Genomic DNA, 26,761 nt, shown 5'->3' on the forward strand with positions numbered 1-26,761 from the left:
CGATAGCCCTGAACAGGGCTATCGAGTGTGTCAGTCAGGACTCAGCGGTCCTGGTTGGCGCCTACACAGCGCCAATCACTTGGTTCCGGCACCATCGGGAACAAACACATAACCCACGCCCCAGACAGTCTGGATGTAGCGCGGTTTGGAAGGGTCCGGCTCGATCAAGCGACGCAGTCGCGAAATCTGTACATCGATGGAACGCTCCAACGCATCCCACTCGCGTCCACGGGCCAGGTTCATCAACTTGTCGCGGGTCAACGGCTCGCGGGCATGCATCACCAACGCTTTGAGCACCGCGAATTCGCCAGTGGTCAGCATGTGCACTTCATCGCCACGCTTGAGCTCACGGGTTGCCAGCGACAGTTCATAGTCACCGAATGTCACGGACTCATCTTCACTGCCTGGCGCACCGGGAACAGGCACCGCCTGACGACGCAATACGGCTTTGACCCGTGCCACCAGTTCATCGGGGTTGAACGGCTTGGACAGGTAATCGTCAGCACCCAACTCCAGACCACGAATTCGGCTCAGCTCATCGCCTTTGGCGGTCAGCATGATGATAGGCACCTGATTGTTCGCAGCACGCAAGCGGCGGCAAGCGGACAGCCCGTCTTCACCCGGCAGCATCAAATCGAGGACAACGAGGTGGAAAACCTCGCGTGCGAGCAGGCGATCCATTTGCTCGACGTTGGCCACGGCGCGCGCGCGATAGCCTTTGCTGGTGAAAAAACGCTCTAACAGGCTGCTTAATCCTGGGTCGTCGTCAACGATGAGGATTTTTTCGCCTTCAGCAGGTTGTGCAGTACTGCTCATTAGATGCTCCTTTGATCTCGGTGCGCATTATGGCGTAGCTGCCGGTTTACGTACTGTGTGCATTGTTAGCAGATTTTTCCTGAGTCGCCAGCAACGGTTGTTGGTAGCCCTCGTGAAAGGGCGCAATCCCCCTATTCAGAGATCGCTGGGTATAATGCGCCGCCTTGAAGTCAGGTAGCGCCTGACAATGGCCAATCGCGTTTTATTTGCTCACAATTTGCCAGGTGGTTTTATGGACAGCATCAACAGCCGCATCGCCGAGGAACTCGGTGTCCGCCCACAGCAGGTCGCAGCGGCCGTCGCTCTGCTGGATGAAGGCTCAACCGTGCCGTTCATCTCCCGTTACCGTAAAGAAGTGACCGGCAGCCTTGATGACACCCAGTTACGCCACCTGGAAGAGCGCCTGCGCTACCTGCGCGAACTCGACGAGCGGCGTATCAGCATCCTTGCGAGCATCGAAGAGCAAGGCAAGCTGACCCCGGAGCTGGCGCGCGACATCAAACTCGCCGACACCAAAACACGCCTCGAAGATTTGTACCTACCCTACAAACAAAAGCGCCGCACCAAGGGCCAGATTGCCCTGGAAGCTGGCCTGGGCGAGTTGGCCGACGGTCTGTTCAACGACCCGACCCTGAACCCGGAAAGCGAGGCAGCACGGTTTGTCGACGCGGAAAAAGGCGTGGCCGATGTGAAAGCCGCCCTCGAAGGCGCCAAATACATCCTGATGGAGCGCTTCGCCGAAGACGCCAACCTCCTGGAGAAACTGCGCAGCTTCCTCAAACACGAGGCTGTTCTCAGCGCCCGCGTGGTAGCTGGCAAGGAAGAAGCCGGCGCCAAGTTCCGCGATTACTTCGAACACGACGAACCCCTGAAAAGCATGCCATCGCACCGCGCCCTGGCCATTTTTCGCGGTCGTAACGAAGGTTTTCTCAGCTCATCCCTGAAAGTTGGCGAAGAGCTGCCTGGCGCCATGCACCCGTGTGAAATGATGATCAGCGAGCGTTTCGGCCTGCAAAACCAGAATCGCCCCGCCGATAAATGGCTGGCCGAAGTGGTCCGCTGGACCTGGAAGGTCAAGCTCTACACCCATTTGGAAACCGACTTGTTTGGCGAACTGCGCGACGGCGCGGAAACCGAAGCGATCAATGTGTTCGCGCACAATCTGCATGATCTGCTGCTGGCGGCACCGGCTGGCCCTCGCGCCACCTTGGGCCTGGACCCTGGTCTGCGCACCGGGTGCAAAGTGGCGGTGGTCGACGCGACCGGCAAGCTGCTCGATTACGCGACGGTTTATCCGCACGTACCCAAGAATCAGTGGGACCAGACCATCGCCGTGTTGGCCGCACTGTGCGCCAAGCATTCGGTGGACCTGATCGCTATCGGCAACGGCACTGCCAGCCGCGAGACCGATAAACTGGCCGCCGAACTGATCAAAAAATACCCAGGTCTGAAAATGACCAAAGTGATGGTGTCCGAAGCCGGTGCCTCTGTGTACTCGGCTTCCGAGCTGGCTGCCAAGGAATTCCCGGAGCTGGACGTGACGATCCGTGGCGCGGTGTCGATTGCCCGCCGCCTGCAAGACCCGTTGGCCGAACTGGTGAAAATCGATCCGAAATCTATCGGTGTCGGTCAGTACCAGCACGACGTTTCGCAGCTGAAACTGGCGCGAGGCCTGGATGCGGTGGTCGAGGACTGCGTGAACGCTGTTGGCGTCGATGTGAATACCGCATCGGTTGCCTTGCTCGCCCGCATCTCTGGCCTGAACACCACGCTGGCGCAAAATATCGTCGCTCACCGCGATGAAAACGGCGCCTTCAAGACCCGTGCTTCGTTGAAGAAAGTCAGTCGCCTCGGCGAAAAGACTTACGAACAGGCTGCCGGCTTCCTGCGTGTAATGAACGGCGACAACCCACTGGATTCCTCGGCAGTTCACCCGGAAGCCTATCCGCTCGTAAAACGCATCGCCGCTGAAACAGACCGTGATATCCGTTCGTTGATTGGCGACGCTAGCTTCCTCAAGCGCCTTGATCCGAAAAAATACACCGATGAAACTTTCGGCCTGCCGACCGTCACCGACATTCTGCAAGAGCTGGAAAAACCGGGCCGCGACCCTCGCCCCGAGTTCAAGACAGCCGAGTTCCAAGACGGCGTCGAAGAGCTCAAGGACCTGGAGTTGGGGATGATCCTCGAAGGCGTGGTCACCAACGTGACCAACTTCGGCGCTTTCGTCGATATCGGCGTGCATCAGGACGGTCTGGTCCATATCTCCGCGCTGTCCGAGAAGTTCATCAAGGACCCGCGTGAAGCGGTCAAGGCCGGTGACGTGGTCAAGGTCAAGGTCATGGAAGTCGATATCCCGCGCAAACGAGTCGGCCTGTCGATGCGCATGAGCGACACCCCAGGCGAGAAAATCGACGGTGCCCGTGGCGCGCGTCCTGGGTCTGCTCCTCGCTCGCAACAACAAACCACGCCCCGCAAGGAAGCCCCGGTAGCCGCAGCACCGACCAATAACGCAATGGCTTCGTTGTTCGCCAACGCCAAACAGTTGAAGAAACGTTGATGGTCATCCCCGAAGGGCTGACCCAGAGCGCTTATTTCAAGATGCTCGGCTGCCAGCTGCAGCGCCTGGACGACGGCGTTGCCGAAGTCAGCCTGGCGCTGGAACCTCACCTGCGCAATCGCGGCAACGTGATGCATGGCGGTGCGATCTTCAGCCTGGTCGATATCGCCATGGGGCTGGCCTGTTCCAGCTCCCACGGTTTCGATCAGCAGAGCGTGACGGTCGAGTGCAAGATCAACTACGTCCGGGCTGTGTCCGAAGGCGAGGTGCTGTGCATCGCTAAGGTGTTGCATGCCGGGCGGCGCACGCTGGTTGTCGAGGCAGAAGTGCTGCAGGGCGACAAACTGGTCGCAAAAGCACAAGGGACGTTCGCAGTCATCTAGCTGTCGCACGTCGATTTGGGTTAATTTCGACACTGCGAAAACAGTGTCGGAATTTTCTGTTCGGGTTGCGGCCAGACCAAGCAACGGGCATCGGCGTTTCAAACCAAAACCAGGCGACAACGCCAGTTCCTCTCTTCACCCTTGTAGACCGTCATTTCCACCCCCATATTGGGGCGACCGACGCGTGAAGGAATCCAACTTGAGCGAACTTCTCAACCGCCGCCTGGCTCTGCTTAGCGAGCGCACTAACCTCTCCCTGATGGAGCAGTGCCTGCACGGGATTGAGCGTGAATGCCTGCGCGTGACGGGCGAAGCACGCCTGGCGCAGACGCCGCACCCGGAGCAACTGGGCGCAGCGCTGACCCACGAGCAAATCACGACCGATTACTCCGAGTCGCTGCTTGAGTTCATCACGCCCGCGCTGCCGGACCCGGCCGAAACCCTGTCCAGCCTGGACAAGATCCATCGATTCGCCTATAGCAAGCTCGGCAACGAGTACCTGTGGAGCCCTTCGATGCCGTGTCCGCTGCCAGCCGAAGAAGATATCCCGATTGCCTACTACGGCACCTCGAATATCGGTCAGCTCAAGTACGTCTATCGCAAAGGCCTGGCCTTGCGGTACGGCAAGACCATGCAGTGCATCGCAGGCATTCACTACAACTTCTCCTTGCCGGAAAAAGTCTGGCCGCTGCTCAAGCAGGCCGAAGGCTTTGTCGGCACGGACCGCGACTATCAGTCGGCGTCCTATATCGCCCTGATTCGCAACTTCCGCCGTTACAGCTGGCTACTGATGTACCTGTTCGGCGCCTCGCCGGCACTGGATGCAAGCTTCTTGCGCGGTCGCTCGCATCAGTTGGAGCAATGGGACGCCGACACGCTGTACCTGCCCTACGCCACCAGCCTGCGCATGAGCGATCTGGGCTACCAGAGCAACGCCCAGGCCGGCTTGACCCCGTGCTACAACGACTTGACCAGCTACACCGACAGCCTGCGTAAAGCGGTGGCGACGCCGTATCCGCCGTATGTCGAGATCGGCACCCACAAGGATGGCGAGTGGATTCAGCTCAACACCAACATCCTGCAGATCGAAAACGAGTACTACTCCAACATTCGCCCTAAACGCGTGACCTACTCCGGCGAACGTCCGATTCAGGCGCTGGTGGCCCGTGGCGTGCAATACGTTGAGGTCCGCTGCCTGGACATCAACCCTTTCCTGCCTATGGGTATCGATTTGCAGCAAGCGCGCTTCATCGACGCGTTCGTGCTGTATTGCGCCCTGCAGGACAGCCCGCAACTGGCGAACAACGAATGTACCAACGCAGCCTCGAACTTCCTGACGGTGGTCAAGGAAGGTCGTCGTCCGGGTCTGGAATTGCGGCGTAACGACACCACGATCGACTTGAAAGCCTGGGCCACCGAGTTGCTGGAAAAAATCGCACCGTTGTCGCAGCTACTTGATCAGAGCCACGGCGGCGAAGAACACGTTAAAGCCCTGGCCGCGCAATTGGCCAAGGTCAACGATTCTTCACGGACACCTTCGGCACAAGTGCTGGCAAGCATGACTGAACACAAGGAAGGCTTCACCGCGTTCTCCTTCCGTCAGAGCCAGGTACACGCTGAGTACTTCCGCAGCGAACCGTTGAGCGCTGAAGAACAGTTGCACTTCGAAACCCTGGCCCGCAACTCAATTACCCAACAGGTCGAGCTGGAGCAAACCGAAGAGATTGTCGATTTCGATACGTTTGTCGGTTCGTATCAAGCAAGCATTTTGGCGATCAGTAACTGACGCCATCGCGGCAGGACGTGCAGTTACAAGCACGTTCCGCCGCGATGGACACAGCCCCTACAACGCCTTCTCGAAGATTTTCGAATTGCGCTGATAGTTGTAAAGCGATGCTCGTGCGCTGGGCAGGCGGTCGACGCTGCTCGGCTCAAACCCGCGCTCACGGAACCAATGCGCGGTGCGGGTGGTGAGGACGAACAGGGTCTTCAAGCCCTTCGCCCGGGCCCGGGCTTCAATCCTCTCCAACAGTTCATCGCCACGCCGGCCATGGCGGTATTCCGGACTGACGGCCAGGCAGGCCAACTCGCCAGCATCTGAATCGGCGATCTGGTACAGCGCGGCACAGGCAATGATCAGCCCTTCGCGCTCGACCACGCTGAATTGCTCGATCTCGCGCTCCAATACTTCGCGCGAACGGCGCACCAGAATCCCCTGCTCTTCCAGCGGAGTGATCAAATCCAGCAAACCGCCGACGTCTTCAATCGCCGCCTCACGCACCAGTTCAAACTGCTCTTGCGCGACCAGCGTGCCGCAACCGTCGCGGGTGAACAGCTCGGTCAACAAAGCACCGTCTTCGGCGTAACTGATGATATGGCTGCGACCGACACCGCCACGGCACGCTTGCGCCGCTGCATCGAGCAGTTCGGCCTGATAGTTGCTCCCCAGCCTTAGCATGTGCGCCGGAACTTGTTGTGGACGCAGCTCGCGCACCAACTTGCCCTGGTCATCCAGCAGGCCGCTCTCGGCACCGAACAGCAGCAATTTATCCGCGCCCAGGTCAATGGCGGCGCGGGTGGCGACGTCTTCGCAGGCGATGTTGAACGTCTCCCCCGTCGGCGAATACCCCAGCGGCGACAGCAACACGATGGAGCGCTCGTCGAGCAGGCGGTTGATGCCTTTGCGGTCGACCCGGCGCACTTCGCCTGTGTGGTGATAATCCACGCCTTCGACCACACCAATCGGCCGCGCAGTCACCAGATTGCCACCCGCCACGCGCAAGCGCGAACCCTGCATCGGTGAAGCGGCCATGTCCATGGACAGGCGTGCTTCGATAGCGACACGCAGGGAGCCTACCGCGTCGATGACGCATTCGAGGGTCGCCGCATCGGTGACCCGCAAATTACGATGGAATTGCGGTGTCAGGCCGCGCGCCGCCAGACGGCTTTCAATCTGCGGGCGAGAGCCGTACACCAGCACCAGTCGCACGCCGAGGCTGTGCAACAGCACCAGGTCATGGACGATATTGCCGAAATTCGGATGATCTATACCGTCGCCGGGCAGCATGACAACAAAGGTGCAATCGCGGTGGGCATTGATGTAAGGCGAAGCATGGCGAAGCCAGTTAACGTAGTCGGGCATGACTTGAAGAGCCTGTAAAAGATTGGACGAACGCGTAAGAACACACACAGCACTGTGGTGGTTATCGTCGGAACAGGCTTGGCAACACGCGCATTCTCCTTCTATTTAGAGCCCAACGGCTTCGAAATCACTTGAGCTGACCCGACTCATGCGGGGGTCAGGCAATAATGTTCAACCAACTGACGTAATAGACGCACCGTAGGCTGCAAGCGTGACATTTCAAGGTATTCGCCTGGCTGATGAGCACAGGCAATGTCACCAGGGCCCAAAACCAGGGTTTCGCAGCCCAGGCGCTGAAGATAAGGCGCTTCGGTGCCAAACGCTACTGCCTCGGCGCGATGCCCGGTCAGACGTTCGGCGACGCGCACCAATTCGGCATCGGCGGCCTGTTCGAACGGCGGCACTTCGGGAAACAGCGGCGCATAGTCTATTTGCACCTTATGCAGTTCTGCCAGCGGTTGCAGCTTCTGCCGAATCGCGGCACGCAACACCTGCGGGTCCATGCCCGGCAGGGGCCGCATGTCGAACTCCAGCGAGCATTGACCGCAAATCCGGTTCGGGTTGTCACCGCCATGAATGCACCCGAAGTTCAGGGTCGGCTGTGGCACGCTGAACTGCGGGTTGTTGTATTCGCCTTGCCATTGCTGACGCAGGCCCTTCAATTCGCTGATCGCCGCGTGCATCGCCTCCAGCGCGCTGTGACCCAGACTCGGGTCGGACGAATGGCCGCTGCGGCCGAGAATATTGATGCGCTCCATCATTACGCCCTTGTGCAGGCGAATCGGCTTGAGCCCGGTCGGCTCACCGATCACCGCTGCACGACCCAAAGGACGACCCGCTGCGGCCAACGCTCGAGCGCCGGCCATGGAGCTTTCTTCATCGCAGGTGGCGAGAATCAACAACGGTTGCTTGAACGGTTGATCGAGCAACGGCTGCACTGCTTCGATGACCAAGGCAAAGAAGCCTTTCATGTCGCAACTGCCCAGCCCTACCCAACGCCCATCGACCTCGGTCAGTTTGAGCGGATCGGTTTGCCACAGCGCGCCATCGAACGGCACGGTGTCGCTGTGCCCAGCCAATACCAGACCGCCCGGGCCGCTGCCGAAACTCGCCAACAGGTTGAACTTGCCGGGCGACACCTGCTGAATGTCACAGGCAAACCCCAGATCACCCAGCCAGGTCGCCAGCAGATCGATCACGGCACGGTTGGATTGATCCAGCGCGGGCTGGGTGCAACTCACCGACGGCGCTGCAATCAACGCGGAAAACTGGTCTTTCATGGACGGCAAGGGCATGAGTAATCTCCTCGTTTGAGCACCATCATAGGGCTATCGGCCCCCATGAATAAACATGTCCTGTACACTGTTCGGCCTCAGCAGCCACGTATTTGCAGGCTGCGCTCCCGTTATTAGCGATTAGCGCTTGGATTCCCCGGCCATGCAGAAAGAAACCGAAATCAAACTCCGCGTCAGCCGCGAAACCCTCGCCGCCCTGCGCGACCACCCACTGCTGAAAAAGCGCAACAAAAGTGGCTGGGAACGCCTTGAGCTGTTCAATCAGTATTTCGACACGCCTGAACGCGACCTGGCAAATGCCAAAGTGGCCCTGCGCCTGCGCCGTGATGGCGACGCGATCATTCAGACGTTGAAGACTCGCGGGCAAAGCGTTGCTGGCCTGTCCGAGCGCAATGAATACAATTGGGATCTGCCCAAAGCCAAGCTCGACCTTAAAAAGCTCGATGGCGAATGCTGGCCGGAAGAGCTGGCCGAGCTGGATAAAAAGACCATCAAACCGGCGTTCACCACCGACTTCGTCCGCGAACGTGCGGAAATCGCCTGGGGTCGTGGCAAGGCTAAAGTCGTGATTGAAGCTGCTCTGGACCTAGGCCGGGTAGTTGCTGGCAAGCAGGAAGAAGAAATCTGCGAACTGGAGCTGGAACTGCGCGAAGGTGATCCTTCCGCGCTGCTGGAGCTGGCCGCTGAACTGGCTGCCACGCTGCCGTTGATGCCCTGCGACATCAGCAAAGCCGAGCGTGGCTATCGCCTGTTCGACGCCAATAGCTACTCACTGAGCCTACCGGCACCTGAACTGACCGCAGAAATGCCGCTGGACGACGCCTTCGCCGCGCTGGCCTGGCATTTGTTGGCCAGCAGCCAGCGTCTGGCTGAGCAGTACCGTTTCAACGGCCACTGGCGTTTGTTGCAGGATTGGGTGGCGTTGCTGTCCGAACTGCGCGCGTTGGTTGGCAGCCTGGGTCAGGCCGCGCCACGCACCTCGACCCACGAGTTGCGCGCATCGCTGGACGCCTTGCTCGAAGACTGGCGCCCGCTGGTCCAGGCTGGTCAAGACGACCCCGACGTCCGCACCGAAGCGCCCGCCCAGTTCATCGAAGAGCTTACCGACACCCGTTGGGGCCTGTTCTCCTTGAACACCTCGCGCTGGCTGCTGGCTCGCAGTTGGACCGCTGACCGCAACACCCGCGGCAACCGCCAGGGCGCGGCGCAACTGGCTAACTGGGTACCGCGCCTGCTGGCTGAAGAAGCGACTTCGCTGCAATTGGGTCGCTATCAGCAACAACCGGAAGACCTGGCGGAACAACTGCCGCGCATAGAACGCATTCAGGCCTGGCTGCATTTGGCCCGTGGCGTACTGGATTTGCCAGAGCTGGACCGCTTGTACGGCGAGCTGAACAAACTTGAGCAATTGGCGCTTGAGCCGATCAGCGACGAAATCCTCGACGCGCGCGTGCAACAGACCGTTGTGGTGTTCCAAAGCCGCGCATGGAAGACCTTGCTGCGGTTGTAATACCGACTTCACAAATGAATTTGCCCCACAAGGATTGCATGTTTTCCGGGGGAGCGAATTCAAATGCGAATGGCCTGACGCGGTCCACCTGGCACCCCGTCAGCCCAATATCGGCAAACTCGTGGTGGATTTGATCTCTGACAACGCCACCGTCGAGTTGACCTCCTGAATCCCCGGCACCAGCGATAACTTCTCAAAGAAGAACCGCTCATAAGCCTCGATATCCGCAGTCACAATGCGCAGCAAAAAGTCCACCGACCCCATCAGCACATAACACTCCAGCACCTCCGGAAAACCGCGAATGGCTTCGGTAAACTCCGTGAAGTTGGAGCGGCCATGGGCATTGAGTTTTACCTCGGCGAAAATTTGCGTATTGAGGCCGATTTTCTTGCGGTCCAGCAATGTGACCTGACGTCGGATTACCCCCTCATCCTTGAGACGCTGAATGCGCCGCCAACACGGCGATTGCGACAAGCCGACCTGTTCGGCAATTTGCGCGCTGGAGAGCGAAGCGTCTTCCTGCAGCAACGCCAGAATTTTCCGATCATAGAGGTCCAGCTCGCCTTGCATAAAAATCTCCTATTCACAGATAAACCTGCATTAACAAGTCGCAATAAGGCTAATACAATCGATCATCGATAAGAAATTTCTTTTTCCGTATGCAAAAATCTCCCTCAGTAGAAACAGGAGAGGCCCGCATGCCAACGTTTGAATTTTCAAGTTCCGCGCCACTGCGCCCTGACGTCTGGTCCTCCAGCAATGCCCATACCCGTGCGTACTATCAAATCCTTGCCGAGGCAGAGCCCGACCTTTTATGCCGGGTGCTGAATCTGTTTGCGATGCAGTATTTGATTCCGCAACAGGTCAGCGTTTTGCAGCAAGATCAGATGCTGATGATTGACGTCCAGCTGGACGGATTAAGCTGGCACCGGGCGCAAGTCATTGGCGAAAAAATGCGTAACTTGATCAATATTTGTTCAGTCACCCTGGAACCCAATCCAATTCAGAACGTCTTACCGCAACAGGTAGTTCTGGCCGTCGGATAATGATTCGGTAAATTTTCGCAACCCTTCACCTCGCTCCGGGTAACACATGCGACGCGCCGGGGACTATTCTTGTCTTGCCATTAGCCGGTCAGAGCAGAACTGTCCCAAGGAGCCCGCATGTCCGTCCTCGCCTCAGTTACCCAAGACCGTTGGCTGGATCTCAACGATCTGCTACACGACTTGGTTGCTCAAGGGTTTACCGATCAAGAAAGTGCTGAATACGCGCTCACTCTGCGCCGTTCAGCTCTGAACATTCAATTGCACCCGCTGGAGTTCATCGCCGCCCAACATCTCGATGATTTAAAGCGGCCTGGCAAGAAGCTCGACCTGGAAAGCCTCACCCTCTGGCTCGCGCAGCAGGTCGGTCAGCCTTACCTGCGCATCGATCCGCTGAAGATCGACGTTGCGGCCATCACGCCGCTGATGTCGTACGCTTTTGCCCAACGACACAAGATCCTCGCGGTGGCCGTGGACCGCGAATCGGTGACCATCGCCAGTGCCCAGCCCTTCGTCAGCGCCTGGGAAGCAGACCTGACGCATGTACTGAAATTGCCGATCAAACGCGTAGTCGCCAATCCGGCAGACATCCAGCGTTTGGCCGTGGAGTTTTTCCGGCTGGCGAAGTCGGTCAGCGGTGCCAATGCCTCTGATCTGAAAATGAGCAATCTGGGCAATTTTGAACAGTTGCTCAAGCTCGGCGCCAGTGACCAGGAACCCGACGCCAACGACGCGCACATCGTCAACATCGTCGATTGGCTGTTCCAATATGCGTTCCAGCAGCGTGCCAGCGATATCCATATCGAGCCCCGCCGTGAACAGGGCACCGTGCGTTTTCGCATCGACGGCGTGCTGCACAACGTCTATCAATTTCCAGCCCAAGTCACCATGGCCATCGTCAGCCGCCTGAAAAGCCTGGGGCGAATGAACGTTGCCGAGAAACGCAAACCGCAGGATGGCCGGGTCAAGACCACCACGCCTGAGGGCGGCGAAGTCGAGCTGCGCCTGTCGACCTTGCCCACCGCATTCGGCGAAAAGATGGTGATGCGGATTTTCGACCCGGAAGTGCTGCTGAAAAACTTCGACCAACTGGGCTTTTCCGGCGATGACCTGCGCCGCTGGCAGGACATGACTCAGCAACCCAACGGCATCATTCTGGTCACGGGCCCAACCGGTTCGGGCAAGACCACGACGCTTTATACAACCCTGAAAAAGCTGGCGACCTCGGAGGTCAATCTCTGCACCATTGAAGACCCCATCGAGATGGTCGAGCCGGCGTTCAACCAGATGCAGGTCCAGCACAACATCGACCTGACGTTTGCCAGCGGCGTGCGCGCACTGATGCGTCAGGACCCGGACATCATCATGATCGGCGAAATTCGTGATCTGGAGACCGCAGAAATGGCGATCCAGGCCGCGCTGACCGGCCACCTCGTGCTGTCCACCCTGCACACCAACGACGCGCCGAGCGCCATTAGCCGCCTACTGGAACTGGGCGTGCCCCATTACCTGCTCAAGGCCACCCTCCTCGGCGTCATGGCCCAACGACTGGTGCGCACTCTCTGCCCGCACTGCAAAGCCCCCATCGAGCTGGAAGAAAGCGACTGGCAAACCCTGACCCGCCCGTGGCAAGCACCTGTCCCGAGCGGTGCTCAACGCGCTGTCGGCTGCGTAGAATGCCGTGACACCGGGTATCGCGGCCGCGCCGGAGTGTACGAAATCATGTTGATGTCCGACAGCGTCAAAGCCCTGATCAGCGCCGACCTCGACCTCACCGCCATACGCCGCCAAGCCTTCAAGGAAGGCATGCGCAGCTTGCGCTTGTCCGGCGCGCAGAAAATATCCGCCGGGCTGACCACGCTCGAAGAGGTGTTGCGGGTAACGCCGCAGAGTGAGCAGCGGTGATGGTTATCCTTGTCTGACACACTGTCATCGCGAATGAATTGGCTCCACACTGGACAGCACATGTCCTGTGGAAGCCAATGTATTCGGCACATTTTGTACAAATCTATTCTGAATTATATCGCCATCACCCTCGTATTTCTGCCTAAATGAGCCGTTCATCACCAGACAATCCATAACCAAAACAGGGAACCGTTATGCAAATCGGTAGTGTGCTTTTACTTTTCGTCGGGCTGGCGATTGCCATTGTGTTCATGGGTTTCAAGGTGGTGCCGCAAGGTTATCAATGGACGGTGGAACGCTTTGGCCGTTATACCAATACCCTGAAACCGGGCCTCAACATCATCGTGCCGGTGATGGACCGTATCGGGCGCAAGATCAATGTGATGGAAAGCGTGCTGGATATCCCGCCGCAGGAAGTCATCACCGCTGACAACGCCACGGTGCAGATTGATGCGGTGTGCTTCTTTCAGGTGGTCAACACCGCGCAGGCCGCGTACGAGGTGAATAACCTCGAGCACGCGATCCGTAACCTGCTGCAAACCAATATCCGTACGGTGCTCGGCTCCATGGAACTGGATGCCATGCTTAGTCAGCGCGACGGCATCAATGAAAAGCTGCTGCGCACTGTCGATGAAGCGACCGCGCCATGGGGAATAAAGATCACCCGGATCGAGATCAAGGACATCAGCCCGCCCGCCGATCTGATGGCTGCAATGTCCGGGCAGATGAAAGCGGAGCGGATCAAGCGCGCGCAGATTCTGGAAGCAGAAGGCCTTCGGGCATCGGCGATTCTCACCGCTGAAGGCAAGAAGCAGGCACAGATCCTCGAAGCCGAAGGCGGTCGTCAGGCGGCGTTCCTTGAATCCGAGGCGCGGGAGCGTCAAGCCGAAGCAGAGGCACGGGCCACCCAAGTGGTGTCCGAAGCGATTGCCAACGGCAACGTGCAGGCGATCAACTATTTTGTCGCACAGAAATACATCGATGCGCTGGGTAAACTCGCGTCAGCCAACAACAGCAAAGTGATCTTGATGCCACTCGAAGCCAGTCAAGTGATTGGTGCCGTGGGCGGTATCGGCGAGATCGTCAAAGCTACCTTCGACACTAAAAAGGGCTGAGGCGCGACCCATGATCTGGGACTACCTGCAACACCTGTCGTTCTGGGACTGGCTGGGGCTGGGCACGGTGTTGCTGATTCTTGAAGTGTTCGGCGCTGGCGGCTATTTGCTGTGGATCGGTGTCGCGGCGGCAGGCGTTGGGGTTCTCAGCTTTTTGATCCCCGCGCTGCCATGGACCCTGCAATTTCTGTTGTTCGGTCTGCTTTCGGTCCTGACGGCGTTGTATTGGTGGCGGCGTCAACGCAACGTGGTTCGTCCTTCGGATCAACCGGGTCTGAACATGCGCGGGCAAGAACTGATCGGGCACACGTTTGTGGTCCAGAGTGCGATTGTCGGCGGACGCGGAAAGATCAAAGTGAATGATGGCGTGTGGATGGTAATCGGCCCCGACCTGCCGGTGGGCAGTCAGGTGCGGGTAGTCAGCCAGGAAGGCGCTATTTTGAGAGTTGAAGCTATATCCTGAGTCAGGTACGGAACTCCGACGAGGCTTCGACAATCCAATCTTTTAGAACAACCACGTCGGAGTCACCTATCATGCGCCTTAAGCTTGCAGTATTTACATTGGCTTTGCTTTCACTCCCCGTCGGGTCAGCAATGGCAGACGGATTCTTGCGAGACGTGCTTTCATCAGGCGCCACAACAGCTTCCACGTACCTGACCTTCAGACATGACCGTAAGCTGATCGTTGCCGCTCAGGATGATGCGGGTAGCTTCGTCGCCAGCGAAGGTGGTATCCGCGGTCCGTTCCTGGAAGCTGCCATGGAACAGGTACGTACCGATAACCCAGGGCTCAAAGCCACGGACATGGAATTGGCGAACGCGATTCTGACAAAGAATCTGGTTGCCGCCGAATGATTCATGACTGACCGCTAGCGCACATTGAAATGCCGCTCATCGAGCGGCATTTTTTATGGCCACTACTTAGCGATATTCATCCACCGGCACGCAGGCGCAGAACAGATTCCGGTCACCGTAAACATTGTCTACCCGGTTCACCGCGGGCCAATACTTGTGCAGCCGTGTATGCCGAGTGGGCGTGACTGCCTGGGCGATGCTGTACGGGCGTTCCCAGATGCCGGTGATGTCAGCCAGGGTATGCGGTGCGCCCTTCAACGGATTGTTTTCGCCAGGCCAACTGCCGTTTTGCACCTCGGTGATTTCCGCGCGAATACTGAGCATCGCCTCGATAAAGCGATCCAGCTCTGCCTTGGACTCACTTTCAGTGGGCTCGATCATCAAGGTGCCGGGGACAGGGAATGACATGGTCGGCGCGTGAAAACCATAATCCATCAGGCGCTTGGCGACGTCCTCTTCGCTGATCCCCGTTTGCGCCTTGATCGGACGCAAATCAATGATGCACTCGTGCGCGACGCGGTCATTGCGGCCGCTGTAGAGCAGCGGGAACGCGCCACCCAATTGCTGCGCCAGATAATTCGCGCTGAGGATCGCCACTTCACTGGCATCCGCCAATTGCGGGCCCATCATCGCGATGTACATCCAACTGATCGGCAAAATGCTTGCACTGCCCCAAGGCGCAGCGCTGACAGCCGTATTCTGCGGGTTCGGCCCTTCCAGTGGGACCACCGGGTGGTTGGCCACAAACGGCGCCAAATGGGCGCGCACGCCAATCGGCCCCATGCCTGGACCGCCACCGCCATGCGGGATACAGAACGTTTTGTGCAGGTTCATGTGCGACACATCGGCACCGATGTCTGCTGGCCGGGCCAGCCCGACCTGGGCGTTGAGGTTGGCGCCATCCATGTACACCTGGCCGCCATGGCTGTGAATAATCTCGCAGATATCGCGAATGCCTTCTTCATACACGTCATGGGTAGAGGGATAGGTGACCATCAGGCACGACAACGTGTCCCCCGCTTCTTGCGCCTTGGCTTTCAAGTCAGCAAGGTCAACGTTACCCGCCTTGTCGCACTCAACGATCACCACGTGCATGCCGGCCATCTGAGCCGATGCCGGGTTGGTGCCATGCGCCGACGAAGGGATAAGGCAAATCTCACGCTTATCCTCATGACGGCTCAGGTGGTATTTGTGGATCGCCAGCAGCCCGGCATATTCGCCTTGCGCGCCGGAGTTGGGTTGCATGCAAACAGCGTCGAAACCGGTGATCGCGCACAGCCAGGCTTCGAGTTCGTCAATCATGGCGGTGTAACCGAGCGCCTGTTCACGTGGAACGAAAGGATGCAGATTGGCGAACTCGGGCCAGGTAATAGGGATCATTTCGCTGGTGGCGTTGAGTTTCATGGTGCACGAACCGAGGGGAATCATTGACTGGTCCAGCGCCAGGTCCTTGTTCTCCAGCTGCTTGAGGTAACGCAGCATCTCGGTTTCGCTGTGATGCATGCTGAACACCGGATGGGTCAGGTACGCCGAGGTGCGCAGCAACGCGCCGGGAATACCTGATTCCAGAGTTTCCGCGTCCAGTTCGGCGATGTTAAGCCCATGATCGGCCCCCAGAAATATATCGAACAGGCGCTCTACGGTCGCCTCGCTGCAACGTTCATCCAGGCTCAGCCCCAGCTTGCCGTCCCCAAGAATGCGCAGGTTAATCTGTACATCCCTGGCGCTGTCGAGGATTGCGCTCTGGCTACCGCCGACATCCAGGGTCAAGGTGTCGAAGAACCGTCTGTTGACCCGCTGCAGCCCTTTGCGCGCTAAACCCGCTGCCAGAATGGTGGTCAGCCGGTGAACCCGCTGGGCGATGCGCTTGAGCCCTTCAGGCCCGTGATACACCGCATAGAAGCTGGCGATATTGGCCAGCAAGACTTGCGCGGTGCAGATGTTGGAGTTGGCCTTCTCGCGGCGGATATGCTGTTCACGGGTTTGCAGGGCCATGCGCAAAGCCACGTTGCCACGCGCGTCTTTGGACACACCGATGATCCGCCCCGGCATTGCACGTTTGAACTCATCGCGACAGGCAAAATAGGCCGCGTGCGGGCCGCCATAGCCCATCGGTACGCCAAAACGTTGCGACGAACCAAATACCACGTCGGCGCCCATTTCTCCCGGCGGGGTCAGCAGCAACAGGCTAAGCAGGTCAGCCGACACGCAGGCCAGCGCTTGCTGGACATGCAGTTGCTCGATCAACGGGCGCAGGTCGCGAATTTCTCCGTGGGTATCCGGGTATTGCAGCAGCGCACCAAAGACCTTGTGCCTGGAGAGATTGTCCACCGAATCGATGATCAGTTCGAAGCCGAAACCTTGCGCCCGCGTCTGAACCACGGAAATAGTTTGCGGGTGGCAGTTTTCGTCGACGAAAAACAAGTTGCTTCTGGACTTGGCGACGCGCTTGGCCAGGGCCATGGCCTCGGCGGCAGCGGTGGCTTCGTCGAGCAAGGAGGCGTTGGCCAGTTCCAGACCCGTCAGGTCGATGGTCAGTTGCTGAAAATTCAACAGCGCTTCAAGGCGGCCTTGAGCGATCTCGGGCTGATAAGGCGTATAGGCGGTGTACCAGCCAGGATTTTCCAGGACGTTGCGCACAATCACGGTCGGCGTGAGGGTGCCGTGGTAGCCCATGCCGATCAGGCTGGTCCACACCTGATTCTGCTCGGCGTAGCCTTTGAGCTTGGCCAGCGCGGCGTCCTCGTCGAGCGCGGCAGGCAACTCCAGCGCCCGATTGAAGCGGATGGCCGGCGGCACCGTCTGCTCGATCAGTTCCGTTCGGCTGGTCACGCCAAGTGTTTCGAGCATAGCCTGCTGCTCCCTGGCATCCGGGCCAAGGTGGCGCCGCAGGAAGACATTCGGGTCTTGCAACTGGCTCAAGGACGGCAACTGGGACATGACGGCGCTCTCTTATAAGACAAAGCCTCGACAGGTCGAGGCCTATTGAGTCTAGGAAGAGATTGCCATTTGTGTAGAGAAACTATCTATACACTGTTCACGCGGCCCTTCTTTGCGCTAAATCGTTACTCGCCAATCGCGCTTTTATAAGCCGCTGCGTCCAGCAGTTTTTCCATCTCGGCGGTGTTGCCTGGCTTGACCTTGAAGATCCACGCCCCGTATGGGTCGCTGTTCAACAGCTCCGGGGAGCCACCCAGGCCTTCGTTGGTCGCAATCACTTCACCCGACACTGGCGAGTAAATATCCGACGCTGCTTTAACCGACTCGACCACGCCCGCTGTATCGCCAGCGGCAAACACTGTGCCGATTTCCGGCAGTTCGACGTACACGACATCACCCAAGGCTTCCTGAGCGTGGTCGGAGATACCAACGGTTACCGTGCCGTCAGTTTCAAGGCGAGCCCATTCGTGGCTTTCGGCAAAACGCAGATCAGCGGGGATATTGCTCATATAGTCATCCTCTACATCAGGTCAGCGGAAAAACCGCCAGAGAAAGTTAGATCAAGGCTTTGCCATGACGTACGAAATTAGGTTGTACCACGCGAACCGGATACCACTTGCCGCGGATTTCCACCTCGGCCCGGTCAGCGGTCGCCATTGGCACACGCGCCAAGGCAATCGATTTGCTTAGCGTAGGCGAGAAACTACCACTGGTGATCTCTCCTTCGCCAACTTCTGCGATTCGGACGACCTGATGGGCGCGCAATACCCCGCGTTCCTCCAGCACCAGCCCGACCAGCTTGAGCTTCACGCCCGCAGCCCGCTCTTTTTCAACCGCGGTGCGCCCGATGAAATCACGCTCGGCAGGCTCCCAGGCGATGGTCCAGGCCATGTTGGCCGCCAACGGCGATACCTGCTCGTCTATATCCTGGCCATAAAGGTTCATCCCGGCCTCAAGGCGCAACGTATCGCGTGCGCCCAGGCCGATAGGCGAAATACCCGCGCCGACCAGATCGTTGAAAAACCCTGGGGCTTGAGCCGCGGGCAGAATGATTTCCAGGCCGTCTTCACCGGTGTAACCGGTACGGGCGATGAACCAGTCGCCTTCGCTGCGCCCTTCGAAGGGCTGCAGATGCTGGATCAATGCACCGCGTGCGCTGGTCACCAGTTCGGCGATTTTGTGTCGCGCGTGGGGGCCTTGAATCGCTAACATCGCGAGGTCGCTACGCTCGACCAGTTGGACCTCGAAGGCCGCCAGATGCGCGTGCATCCAGGCAAGGTCCTTGGCGCCAGTCGCCGCATTTACCACCAGACGATAACCGCTGTCGGTGAGATAGACGAGCATGTCGTCGATCACACCACCCTCGGTGTTGAGCATTGCACTGTACAGCGCTCGGCCAGGCTCAAGCAGGCGACCGACGTCATTCGCCAGTAAATACTGGAGCCAGGCCTTGGCCTGACTGCCAGCGATGTCGATGACGGTCATATGAGAAACATCGAAAACCCCACAGTCGCGGCGCACTTGATGGTGCTCCTCGACTTGTGAGCCGTAATGCAACGGCATATCCCAACCACCAAAATCGACCATCTTGGCGCCAAGTGCGACGTGCAGGTCAAAGAGGGGCGTACGCTGTCCCATGGGTTTCTCCTTCCGGGCGTGGCGAAGGTGCGGAGAGGCGCGACACCGGGCAAAGCCTCTAAAACAGAGGCTTCCAGCAGGTTTCAACGACCCGACGAGTCTGACAGACCGCACCGATTGCGGCGCATTGTATCCGCATGGTGATGGGCCCGCACCTAGCCGATCTGACGGGCCGAACGCCGGATCAAACCGATGACCGGTAGCAACCCCACCAGAATCAGGGTCAGCGCGGGTAACGCGGCTCTCGCCCACTCGCCTTCACTGGTCATCTCGAAGATTCGTACCGCCAGGGTATCCCACCCAAATGGACGCATCAGCAAGGTTGCCGGCATCTCTTTCAGCACATCGACGAAGACCAGCAGCGCAGCGCTCAAGGCGCCGGGCACCAGTAATGGCAGGTAAACCTTGAAGAACAACCGTGGGCCGCTGACCCCCAGACTGCGCGCGGCTTCTGGAAGCGAAGGCCGGATGCGCGCCAGGCTATTTTCCAGCGGCCCATAGGCCACCGCAATGAACCGCACCAGATAGGCCAGCAGTAATGCCGCCAGACTCCCCAGCAGCAACGGCTTGCCAGCCCCGCCGAGCAAAGTCGACAGCGGGATGACCAGCTCGCGATCCAGATAGCTGAACGCCAGCATGATCGACACGGCCAACACCGAACCCGGCAGCGCATAACCCAGATTCGCCAGGCTCACGCCAGAGCGGATCGCCCGGGTCGGCGCCAAACGGCGGGCGAAGGCCAGGATCAGCGCCACACTGACAGTGATCAGTGCTGCCATGCTGCCCAAATACAGGGTGTGCAGGATTAGCCCAGTGTAGCGCTCATCCAGATCGAAGCGGCCGCGCTGCCAGACCCACACGATCAATTGCAGCAGCGGAATCACAAACGCGCAGACAAACACCAAGCCGCACCAGGCACTGGCGGCCAGCGCTTTCAAACCGCGCAGGTGGTACAGCGCCTTGACCCTGGGGCGCTCGTTACTCGGGCGGCTTGCACCACGGGCACGGCGCTCGCCATACAGCACGACCATCACTGCCAGCAGCAACAGGCTCGCCAACTGCGCCGCGCTGGAGAGACTGAAGAAGCCGTACCAGGTTTTGTAGATGGCGGTGGTGAAGGTGTCAAAGTTGAACACGGCCACGGCACCGAAGTCCGCCAGCGTCTCCATCAGCGCCAACGCCACACCTGCGCCTATCGCGGGCCTCGCCATGGGCAACGCCACTCGCCAGAACGCCTGCCAGGGCGATTGGCCGAGCACTCGCGCCGCTTCCATCAAGCCCTTGCCCTGCGCAAGGAACGCCGTGCGCGCCAGCAGATACACATACGGGTAGAACACCAACACCAGGACGATGATCACCCCGCCGGTGGATCGCACGCGCGGCAGGCGCAGGCCGCTGCCAAACACGTCGCGCAGCAGGGTTTGCACCGGCCCGGCGAAATCCAGCAGGCCGACGAAGACGAACGCCAGCACATAGGCCGGAATCGCAAACGGCAACATCAATGCCCAATCCAGCCAGCGACGGCCGGGAAACTCGCACAAGCTGGTCAGCCACGCGAGGCTGACACCGAGCACGGTCACCCCGATACCGACGCCCACGATGAGCTGCAAAGTGTTGCCCAACAGGCGCGGCATCTGGGTTTCCCACAAATGCCCCCAGATTTGCTGATCGATGGTTTGCCAGGACAGCAGCAACACACTCACCGGCAACAGCACCAACGCCGCGATGGCAAAGACCAGCGGGTACCAACGGCGTTGTGCGGAATGGGCCACGGAGGGTTCTCAAAAGAGGGGAAATACGAAAAGTGCCATCGCGGGCAAGCGCGCCTACAGCAGATTGCGACCTGTAGGCGCGCGTTCGCCCGCGATCCAGGCGACAGGGTATGCCTGGCTAACTCAATTCCAGCCAGCGCGATCCATCATGCGGATAGCTTCAGCCTGACGCTTGCCTGCCACTTCGACGGGGATAGTATCCGCCTTGAAGGCGCCCCAGCTGGCGACTTCTGCCGATGGCGCAACGGCTGGGTTAGCAGGGAACTCCTGATTGATGTCCGCAAAGATTTTCTGCGCTTGCGGCTTGGTCATCCACTCGACCAATGCCTTGGCCGCTTCAGGATGCGGTGCGTGCTGGGTCAAGCCGACGCCCGAAAGATTGACGTGAACGCCACGATCCGACTGATTGGGCCAGAACAACTTCACCGCCAGTTTCGGGTTCTGCTTGTGCAGACGACCGTAGTAGTAAGTGTTGACGATGCCGACATCACACTGCCCGGCGTTGATCGCTTCCAGCACAGCGATGTCATCGGAGAACACGTCGGTCGACAGGTTATTGACCCAACCCTTGAGGATATTTTCGGACTGCTCGGCACCGTGGGTTTCGATCAGGGTCGCCGTCAGCGATTGGTTGTAGACCTTCTTCGCCGTACGCAGGCACAGGCGCCCTTCCCAATTTTTGTCCGCCAGCGCTTCGTAGGTGGACAAGTCAGTCGGTTTTACCCGGTCGGTGGAGTAGGCGATGGTCCGCGCGCGCAGGCTCAGACCGGTCCAGCTGTGGGTGGACGAGCGGTATTGTTTAGGAATGTTGGCGTCGATCACGGGTGAGGTAAACGGCTGGAGAATGCCCATTTGCTCGGCTTGCCACAGGTTACCGGCGTCGACCGTGAGCAGCAGGTCCGCCGTGGCGTTCTTGCCCTCGGCCTTGATCCGTTGCATCAGCGGCGCTTCCTTGTCCGTGATGAACTTTATCTTGACCCCGGTTTCAGCGGTGTAAGCGTCGAATACCGGTTTGATCAGCTCATCGATACGCGATGAGTACACCACTACCTCATCGGCGGCCTGGGCGGCGCTGCCGAGCACTGTCAGTGCCAAGGCAGTCAGAATACGCTTGCTTACCTGCATGGGAGTGGTCTCGTGTCAGAAAATTGAGTCGAAATGGTAGTGAATCCCATTTGCCTTCTCAACCAAACTGACAGCGGAGCCGTTACCGGATGTTACGCCGCCCCCTACAACCGGGCCAGTTCAGGCAGGTCACCGGACAATCCCAACGCCTGACGCACGAACATCGCTTTGGCTTCCGGCAGGCTATCGACCCACTTCAGGCCGGTGTTGCGCAACCAGCGCAAGGGCAGTGGATCGGCCTGGAACAGGCGTTCCAAGCCTTCCATTGCCGCCATCAATGCCAGGTTGTGTGGCATGCGGCGGCGCTCAAAACGGCTGAGTACGCGAACATCGGCTAAGCGTTCGCCTCGGCTGGCGGCATGCAGCAACACTTCGGCCAACACTGCGGCATCCAGAAAGCCCAGATTGACGCCCTGCCCGGCCAGCGGGTGAATGGTGTGCGCCGCATCGCCAATCAATGCCAGGCCTTCGGCCACGTAGCGCTTGGCGTGCCGTTGACGCAATGGCACGCACACCCGCGGGTCAGCACTGAGCACGGTGCCGAGACGGCCTTCGAAGGCTTTTTCCAGGTCGCGGCAGAACTCATCATCGCCCAGCGCCATCAAGCGCTGCGCTTCGGTCGGGGTCACCGACCAGACAATCGAGCACCAATGCTCGCCTTCACGTTCCAACGGCAGGAACGCCAGCGGCCCCTCATCGGTAAAGCGCTGCCAAGCGGTGTGCTGATGCGAATCAGCGGTGCGCACGCTGGTGACAATGGCGTGGTGCAGGTAGTCCCACTCCCGGGTCGCGCACCCCGTGAGGCGGCGTACCGCCGAGTTAGCGCCATCAGCGGCGATCACCAGCGGCGCACGCAACACACGACCGTCGGCCAGCGTCAGCAGCCAATCGTCCCCGGAACGGCGCATCTGTTCGAGACGCGCGTTGGCCAGCAGCCCGATGTCACTGTCATGCAAGCGCTCAAGCAGAGCATCTTGAACCACGCGGTTCTCGACGATATGCCCCAGCACGTCGGCGTGCACGCTGGCCGCCGAGAAATGAACCTGCCCGGTGCCGCTGCCGTCCCACACCTGCATCTCGCGATACGGGCTGGCGCGGCGTGCGGCGATGCCGTCCCACACGTTCAAACGATCAAGAATGCGCTGGCTCGCTGCGGACAAGGCACTGACCCGCGGCTCGAACGCTGACTGCGGATCGAAGGGCTTGACGCTCAGCGGACCGCCATCGAGCACCAGAATTTCCAGGCCACTGTCCTGTAACGCCAGCGCAAGTGCGCTACCGACCATTCCAGCCCCGACAATCAGCAGATCTGCGCGCGTTTCCATGCTTTAAATCGTTCTCGCTTGTGGCCTAAGCCGTGTTTTAAGAATCCGCGCGTCACACATCGGATCGAGTTCCCAACCCCATGGCCTGACGGGCAAACCAGCGTTTGGCCGGCGGTAACAGATCCAGTCCCAGCAGGCCCAGATTGCGTCCGGCACCGACCAAGGGCTGGGAGCTGCCGAACAGTCGCGTGACCTGATCGGAGAAGCCCACGGTCAATTGCTGATCCAGTCGCTGACGCTCGCGATAGGCCTGCAACGTGGCGAAATCGCCAGGCATGCTTTGGCTCGCCAGCAGCGCCTCCGCCAGCGCATCGGCATCGCGCAACGACAGGTTGAAACCCTGACCGGCAATCGGGTGCAGGCTGTGGGCGGCGTTGCCCAGTACCGCCAGATGCGGCCGCACTTGCTCTTCGGCCTCGACCAGCGTCAGCGGATAAATATGCCGCGCCCCGACCTGACGCAAAGCGCCCAGGCGATAACCGAACACGCCCTGCAGCTCGCTGAGAAAACTACGATCATCCAGATTGGCCAAGCGCTGCGCATCCATCCCCGCACGGGTCCAGACCAGCGCACAGCGGTTTTCCTGCAACGGCAGCAGCGCCATCGGGCCTTCTTCGGTGAAACGTTCGAAAGCCTGGCCGCAATGGGCTTCGCTCGGGGTGATGTTGGCGATCAGCGCGCTCTGGTTATAAGGCCGCTGCCGGACGCCAATGCCTAATTGCTCGCGCAGGCTCGAGCGGCCGCCGTCGGCAAGAATCGCCAGGTCGCACTCCAGCTCGGTTTCATCATCCAGGGTCAGCCGATAACCATCCGTCAACGGCTGCATGCGCTTGACCTCGGCCGGGCAACGCCAACTGATCACGTCTTTGTCCAGGCCTTGCCACAGGCATTGGCCCAGCCAGGCGTTCTCCACGACGTAGCCCAGCGCCGGAACGCCCTCTTCGATCGCCGACAAACGTGCTGCGCCGAAACGCCCACGGTCGGACACCTGGATCTGCAGGATCGGTTCGGCACGGCGGCTGATCTGCTGCCACACGCCCAGGCGCTCGTAGATTCGCCGGGCGCCAAACGACAGCGCTGACGAACGTGCGTCGTAGCTCGGCTGATACGCATCACCCGGTGCAAAGGGTTCGATCAGAACGATCTTCCAGCCGCGTGCCTTGGCGCCCGCCTGAAGGGCCAGCGCCAGACTGGCACCCACCAGGCCGCCGCCCACAATGGCAAGATTGACCCGGCTCATGCTGCCTCGACACGTGCAGCGGCCATCAAGGCCTCAATCTCGGCGACGGTTTTTGGCACGCCACCAGAAAGAATTTCACAACCGTGTTTAGTCACCACAACGTCATCCTCGATCCGTACACCAATCCCACGCCATTTCTTCGCGACGGTCTGATTATCCGGGGCGATATAAATCCCCGGCTCCACGGTCAGCGTCATGCCAACTTCCAGCACACGCCATTCGCCGCCGACTTTATATTCGCCGACATCGTGCACGTCCATGCCCAGCCAATGACCGGCGCGGTGCATGTAAAACGCTTTATAGGCCTCGTTGACGATCAAATCGCCAACGTCGCCCACCAGCAGCCCGAGCTCGACCAACCCGGCCGTAATGACCTGCACCGTGGCTTCATGCGCTTGGTTCCAGTGCTTGTCTGGGCCGATGGCGGCAAATGCGGCGTCCTGCGCTTTGAGCACCAACTCGTAGATCGCTTTCTGCTCAGGCGAAAATTTACCGCTGACCGGGAACGTCCGCGTGATGTCGCTGGCGTAGCAGTCGATCTCACAGGCCGCGTCGATCAGCACCAGATCCCCATCCTTGAGCAATGCGTCGTTTCCCTGATAGTGCAGGATGCAGGCATTGCGGCCCGAGGCCACGATGGAACCATAGGCCGGCATCTTCGCCCCGCCCTTGCGGAACTCGTAATCCAGCTCGGCTTCCAGACTGAATTCATGCAAGCCGGCACGGCTGGCCTGCATCGCGCGCACATGGGCTCGCGCTGAGATCTCGGCGGCGCAGCGCATGACTTTGACTTCTGCCGCTGATTTATACAGACGCATGTCGTGCAGCAAATGATCCAGCGCAACAAATTCGTTCGGCGGCTGCGCACCCAGATGCGCTTTGGAGCGAATCACATTGATCCAGTCCATCAAATGACGATCGAATTCAGGGTTGCTGCCCATAGCCGAATACACCCGGTCACGCCCTTCGATCAGGCCCGGCAGGATGTCGTCGATATCATTGATCGGGAACGCGTCGTCGGCCCCAAAGTCACGCATTGCGCCTTCCTGCCCGGCACGCAGACCGTCCCACAGCTCGCGCGTAGGGTTGCGTTCACGGCAGAACAGCACGTACTCGCCGTACTCACGGCCAGGGATCAGCACAATCACGGCTTCCGGTTCGGGGAAGCCGCTGAGGTACTGGAAGTCGCTGTCCTGACGGTAGACATGCTCGACGTCGCGATTGCGGATAGCCACCGCAGAGGCTGGCAAAATGGCGATACTGTTGGGCACCATCTGCGCCATCAGGGCTTTACGTCGACGGGCGTATTCCGACTTCGGGATATGGATCATAAGGCAGGTGAGGTCCCCTTTTGGGCGCCGCCGGCGATGCGCCTGGATCACAGGCTCAACGCCGGGAGCGCCAATGATGAGTAATCAATGCAAAGAAGGTTTCGGCTCAGGCACGGCGGGCTTGTTGCATTCGGTGAACAGTAACAGGGGGGCGACGCGCAAGTACTCCATCACTTCCATGTAGTCGGTCTCGCCGTCTTCGGAGTCTTCCAGCGCGTCCTGCACTTGAGCGACAGCGGCCAAATCCTGCAACACTTCCATGGCTTCGGTGCTGATCTCATTGTCGCGAGCAGTCAGCCCGAAACCCGCGAGGAAGCCCTGGCACCATTCGCCCAGCGCGATGGCGCGTTCGCCAAGCGGCGCGTCATCGCTGGGGAGCAAGAGCACAACCGTCATGTCGTCGCTGGTGAGTTCACCCTTGACCATTTCCTGTAATCCGATCAACGCCTGACGTACGTTATCTTCAGGCGCGGCGCCCAGTACTTCGGTCGCATCGACCATCCAGCCGTCGACATCGAAGCCGGCACCGGCACAACTGCGGCCCAGAAGAAAGCCGTGCAACTCGGCCGGAGAGACGGAATGACCGCTGCTGTTGAGCAGGGTGGCAAAAGCTTTGTACGGGGAATTCTGAATAGGCATGGGTAACTAGGCGCCAAGCGGCGCAATGTCTAGAATGGAGGTCTTGTATCCTAGGGCGTGCGGTCATTTATTTCCAGCGATTGCACCCGCAGACTCGCCAAGACTGTCGAGGCCGCTGTTTTTAGCG

The 26,761-nt window shown here is 59.4% G+C and carries 22 protein-coding genes; 9 read left to right on the forward strand and 13 right to left on the reverse strand.

Annotated elements, in window-relative coordinates:
* Positions 1-75: 75 nt before the first annotated feature.
* Entirely contained in the window at positions 76-816 is a 741-nt protein-coding gene (ompR, locus tag QN399_RS10280) for a two-component system response regulator OmpR (protein WP_219062907.1), read from the reverse strand.
* A gap of 232 nt (positions 817-1,048) precedes the next feature.
* On the opposite strand from ompR, the gene QN399_RS10285 reads away from it, so the two are divergent.
* The 3 genes from QN399_RS10285 to gshA all read left to right on the forward strand — a co-directional run bounded on the left by QN399_RS10285 (position 1,049) and on the right by gshA (position 5,545).
* Complete coding sequence (locus tag QN399_RS10285) at positions 1,049-3,376, forward strand: Tex family protein (RefSeq protein WP_330200904.1); 2,328 nt, start codon at positions 1,049-1,051, stop codon at positions 3,374-3,376.
* Entirely contained in the window at positions 3,376-3,759 is a 384-nt protein-coding gene (locus QN399_RS10290; RefSeq protein ID WP_322176918.1) for a PaaI family thioesterase, read from the forward strand. The genes QN399_RS10285 and QN399_RS10290 overlap by 1 nt, the downstream gene beginning before the upstream one ends.
* Before the next feature lie 199 nt (positions 3,760-3,958).
* A complete protein-coding gene (gene gshA / locus QN399_RS10295) occupies positions 3,959-5,545 on the forward strand; it encodes a glutamate--cysteine ligase (protein ID WP_322176919.1) in 1,587 nt (528 codons plus the stop codon).
* A gap of 57 nt (positions 5,546-5,602) precedes the next feature.
* Here gshA and argA read toward each other — a convergent pair whose 3' ends face one another.
* Both argA and argE read right to left on the reverse strand, forming a co-directional pair.
* Complete coding sequence (gene argA / locus QN399_RS10300; RefSeq protein WP_322176920.1) at positions 5,603-6,901, reverse strand: amino-acid N-acetyltransferase; 1,299 nt, start codon at positions 6,899-6,901, stop codon at positions 5,603-5,605.
* Positions 6,902-7,047: 146 nt separating this feature from the next.
* Positions 7,048-8,196 (reverse strand): acetylornithine deacetylase, encoded by a 1,149-nt coding sequence (argE, locus tag QN399_RS10305; protein ID WP_330200905.1) that lies wholly within the window; start codon positions 8,194-8,196, stop codon positions 7,048-7,050.
* A 142-nt stretch (positions 8,197-8,338) separates the two neighbouring features.
* On the opposite strand from argE, the gene QN399_RS10310 reads away from it, so the two are divergent.
* Positions 8,339-9,706, forward strand: coding sequence for a CYTH domain-containing protein (locus tag QN399_RS10310; RefSeq protein WP_322176922.1), 1,368 nt, complete (start codon positions 8,339-8,341; stop codon positions 9,704-9,706).
* 99 nt (positions 9,707-9,805) lie between these two features.
* Here QN399_RS10310 and QN399_RS10315 read toward each other — a convergent pair whose 3' ends face one another.
* Positions 9,806-10,276, reverse strand: coding sequence for an Lrp/AsnC family transcriptional regulator (locus tag QN399_RS10315; protein WP_322176923.1), 471 nt, complete (start codon positions 10,274-10,276; stop codon positions 9,806-9,808).
* A 128-nt stretch (positions 10,277-10,404) separates the two neighbouring features.
* Here QN399_RS10315 and QN399_RS10320 point away from each other — a divergent pair, with 128 nt between their 5' ends.
* The 5 genes from QN399_RS10320 (at position 10,405) to QN399_RS10340 (ending at position 14,624) form a co-directional block, all read left to right on the forward strand.
* The gene (locus QN399_RS10320; protein ID WP_322176924.1) at positions 10,405-10,752 is read left to right on the forward strand and encodes a hypothetical protein; all 348 of its coding nucleotides are present in this window, start codon (positions 10,405-10,407) and stop codon (positions 10,750-10,752) included.
* 117 nt (positions 10,753-10,869) lie between these two features.
* On the forward strand, positions 10,870-12,654 hold the full coding sequence (locus QN399_RS10325; protein WP_322176925.1) for an ATPase, T2SS/T4P/T4SS family: 1,785 nt from the start codon (positions 10,870-10,872) through the stop codon (positions 12,652-12,654).
* 194 nt (positions 12,655-12,848) lie between these two features.
* On the forward strand, positions 12,849-13,769 hold the full coding sequence (locus QN399_RS10330; RefSeq protein WP_219062944.1) for an SPFH domain-containing protein: 921 nt from the start codon (positions 12,849-12,851) through the stop codon (positions 13,767-13,769).
* A gap of 13 nt (positions 13,770-13,782) precedes the next feature.
* A complete protein-coding gene (locus QN399_RS10335; protein ID WP_330200940.1) occupies positions 13,783-14,232 on the forward strand; it encodes an NfeD family protein in 450 nt (149 codons plus the stop codon).
* 71 nt (positions 14,233-14,303) lie between these two features.
* Positions 14,304-14,624 (forward strand): DUF2388 domain-containing protein, encoded by a 321-nt coding sequence (locus QN399_RS10340; RefSeq protein WP_322176926.1) that lies wholly within the window; start codon positions 14,304-14,306, stop codon positions 14,622-14,624.
* Positions 14,625-14,690: 66 nt separating this feature from the next.
* Here the strand turns inward: QN399_RS10340 and gcvP are convergent, their stop codons facing one another.
* The 9 genes from gcvP to QN399_RS10385 all read right to left on the reverse strand — a co-directional run bounded on the left by gcvP (position 14,691) and on the right by QN399_RS10385 (position 26,634).
* Complete coding sequence (gene gcvP, locus QN399_RS10345) at positions 14,691-17,564, reverse strand: aminomethyl-transferring glycine dehydrogenase (protein WP_330200906.1); 2,874 nt, start codon at positions 17,562-17,564, stop codon at positions 14,691-14,693.
* A 125-nt stretch (positions 17,565-17,689) separates the two neighbouring features.
* Positions 17,690-18,073 (reverse strand): glycine cleavage system protein GcvH, encoded by a 384-nt coding sequence (gene gcvH / locus QN399_RS10350; protein WP_322176928.1) that lies wholly within the window; start codon positions 18,071-18,073, stop codon positions 17,690-17,692.
* A 46-nt stretch (positions 18,074-18,119) separates the two neighbouring features.
* Positions 18,120-19,202, reverse strand: coding sequence for a glycine cleavage system aminomethyltransferase GcvT (gene gcvT, locus QN399_RS10355; protein WP_330200907.1), 1,083 nt, complete (start codon positions 19,200-19,202; stop codon positions 18,120-18,122).
* A 155-nt stretch (positions 19,203-19,357) separates the two neighbouring features.
* Positions 19,358-20,974 (reverse strand): iron ABC transporter permease, encoded by a 1,617-nt coding sequence (locus tag QN399_RS10360; RefSeq protein ID WP_330200908.1) that lies wholly within the window; start codon positions 20,972-20,974, stop codon positions 19,358-19,360.
* A gap of 123 nt (positions 20,975-21,097) precedes the next feature.
* A complete protein-coding gene (locus tag QN399_RS10365) occupies positions 21,098-22,099 on the reverse strand; it encodes an extracellular solute-binding protein (protein WP_330200909.1) in 1,002 nt (333 codons plus the stop codon).
* A gap of 104 nt (positions 22,100-22,203) precedes the next feature.
* Positions 22,204-23,424 (reverse strand): 2-octaprenyl-3-methyl-6-methoxy-1,4-benzoquinol hydroxylase, encoded by a 1,221-nt coding sequence (locus tag QN399_RS10370; protein ID WP_330200910.1) that lies wholly within the window; start codon positions 23,422-23,424, stop codon positions 22,204-22,206.
* A 52-nt stretch (positions 23,425-23,476) separates the two neighbouring features.
* Complete coding sequence (gene ubiH / locus QN399_RS10375) at positions 23,477-24,664, reverse strand: 2-octaprenyl-6-methoxyphenyl hydroxylase (RefSeq protein ID WP_323566298.1); 1,188 nt, start codon at positions 24,662-24,664, stop codon at positions 23,477-23,479.
* Positions 24,661-25,995: a Xaa-Pro aminopeptidase gene (pepP, locus tag QN399_RS10380; protein WP_322176934.1), complete on the reverse strand. Its 1,335-nt coding sequence runs from the start codon at positions 25,993-25,995 to the stop codon at positions 24,661-24,663. Before pepP ends, ubiH begins: the two co-directional genes overlap by 4 nt.
* Positions 25,996-26,079: 84 nt before the next feature.
* Positions 26,080-26,634: a YecA family protein gene (locus QN399_RS10385; protein ID WP_322176935.1), complete on the reverse strand. Its 555-nt coding sequence runs from the start codon at positions 26,632-26,634 to the stop codon at positions 26,080-26,082.
* Between the last annotated feature and the right edge of the window lie 127 nt (positions 26,635-26,761).

Origin of the sequence: Pseudomonas sp. 10C3, assembly GCF_036346185.1 — a bacterium.
Lineage (GTDB): Bacteria > Pseudomonadota > Gammaproteobacteria > Pseudomonadales > Pseudomonadaceae > Aquipseudomonas.

Excerpts from the sequence above, each read along its gene's own strand:
- ompR (WP_219062907.1), bottom strand. The coding sequence starts at position 816 with ATGAGCAGTACTGCACAACCTGCTGAAGGCGAAAAAATCCTCATCGTT.
- QN399_RS10285 (WP_330200904.1), top strand. The coding sequence starts at position 1,049 with ATGGACAGCATCAACAGCCGCATCGCCGAGGAACTCGGTGTCCGCCCA.
- QN399_RS10290 (WP_322176918.1), top strand. The coding sequence starts at position 3,376 with ATGGTCATCCCCGAAGGGCTGACCCAGAGCGCTTATTTCAAGATGCTC.
- argA (WP_322176920.1), bottom strand. The coding sequence starts at position 6,901 with ATGCCCGACTACGTTAACTGGCTTCGCCATGCTTCGCCTTACATCAAT.
- argE (WP_330200905.1), bottom strand. The coding sequence starts at position 8,196 with ATGCCCTTGCCGTCCATGAAAGACCAGTTTTCCGCGTTGATTGCAGCG.
- QN399_RS10310 (WP_322176922.1), top strand. The coding sequence starts at position 8,339 with ATGCAGAAAGAAACCGAAATCAAACTCCGCGTCAGCCGCGAAACCCTC.
- QN399_RS10315 (WP_322176923.1), bottom strand. The coding sequence starts at position 10,276 with ATGCAAGGCGAGCTGGACCTCTATGATCGGAAAATTCTGGCGTTGCTG.
- QN399_RS10320 (WP_322176924.1), top strand. The coding sequence starts at position 10,405 with ATGCCAACGTTTGAATTTTCAAGTTCCGCGCCACTGCGCCCTGACGTC.
- QN399_RS10325 (WP_322176925.1), top strand. The coding sequence starts at position 10,870 with ATGTCCGTCCTCGCCTCAGTTACCCAAGACCGTTGGCTGGATCTCAAC.
- QN399_RS10330 (WP_219062944.1), top strand. The coding sequence starts at position 12,849 with ATGCAAATCGGTAGTGTGCTTTTACTTTTCGTCGGGCTGGCGATTGCC.
- QN399_RS10340 (WP_322176926.1), top strand. The coding sequence starts at position 14,304 with ATGCGCCTTAAGCTTGCAGTATTTACATTGGCTTTGCTTTCACTCCCC.
- gcvP (WP_330200906.1), bottom strand. The coding sequence starts at position 17,564 with ATGTCCCAGTTGCCGTCCTTGAGCCAGTTGCAAGACCCGAATGTCTTC.
- gcvH (WP_322176928.1), bottom strand. The coding sequence starts at position 18,073 with ATGAGCAATATCCCCGCTGATCTGCGTTTTGCCGAAAGCCACGAATGG.
- gcvT (WP_330200907.1), bottom strand. The coding sequence starts at position 19,202 with ATGGGACAGCGTACGCCCCTCTTTGACCTGCACGTCGCACTTGGCGCC.
- QN399_RS10365 (WP_330200909.1), bottom strand. The coding sequence starts at position 22,099 with ATGCAGGTAAGCAAGCGTATTCTGACTGCCTTGGCACTGACAGTGCTC.
- QN399_RS10370 (WP_330200910.1), bottom strand. The coding sequence starts at position 23,424 with ATGGAAACGCGCGCAGATCTGCTGATTGTCGGGGCTGGAATGGTCGGT.
- ubiH (WP_323566298.1), bottom strand. The coding sequence starts at position 24,664 with ATGAGCCGGGTCAATCTTGCCATTGTGGGCGGCGGCCTGGTGGGTGCC.
- pepP (WP_322176934.1), bottom strand. The coding sequence starts at position 25,995 with ATGATCCATATCCCGAAGTCGGAATACGCCCGTCGACGTAAAGCCCTG.
- QN399_RS10385 (WP_322176935.1), bottom strand. The coding sequence starts at position 26,634 with ATGCCTATTCAGAATTCCCCGTACAAAGCTTTTGCCACCCTGCTCAAC.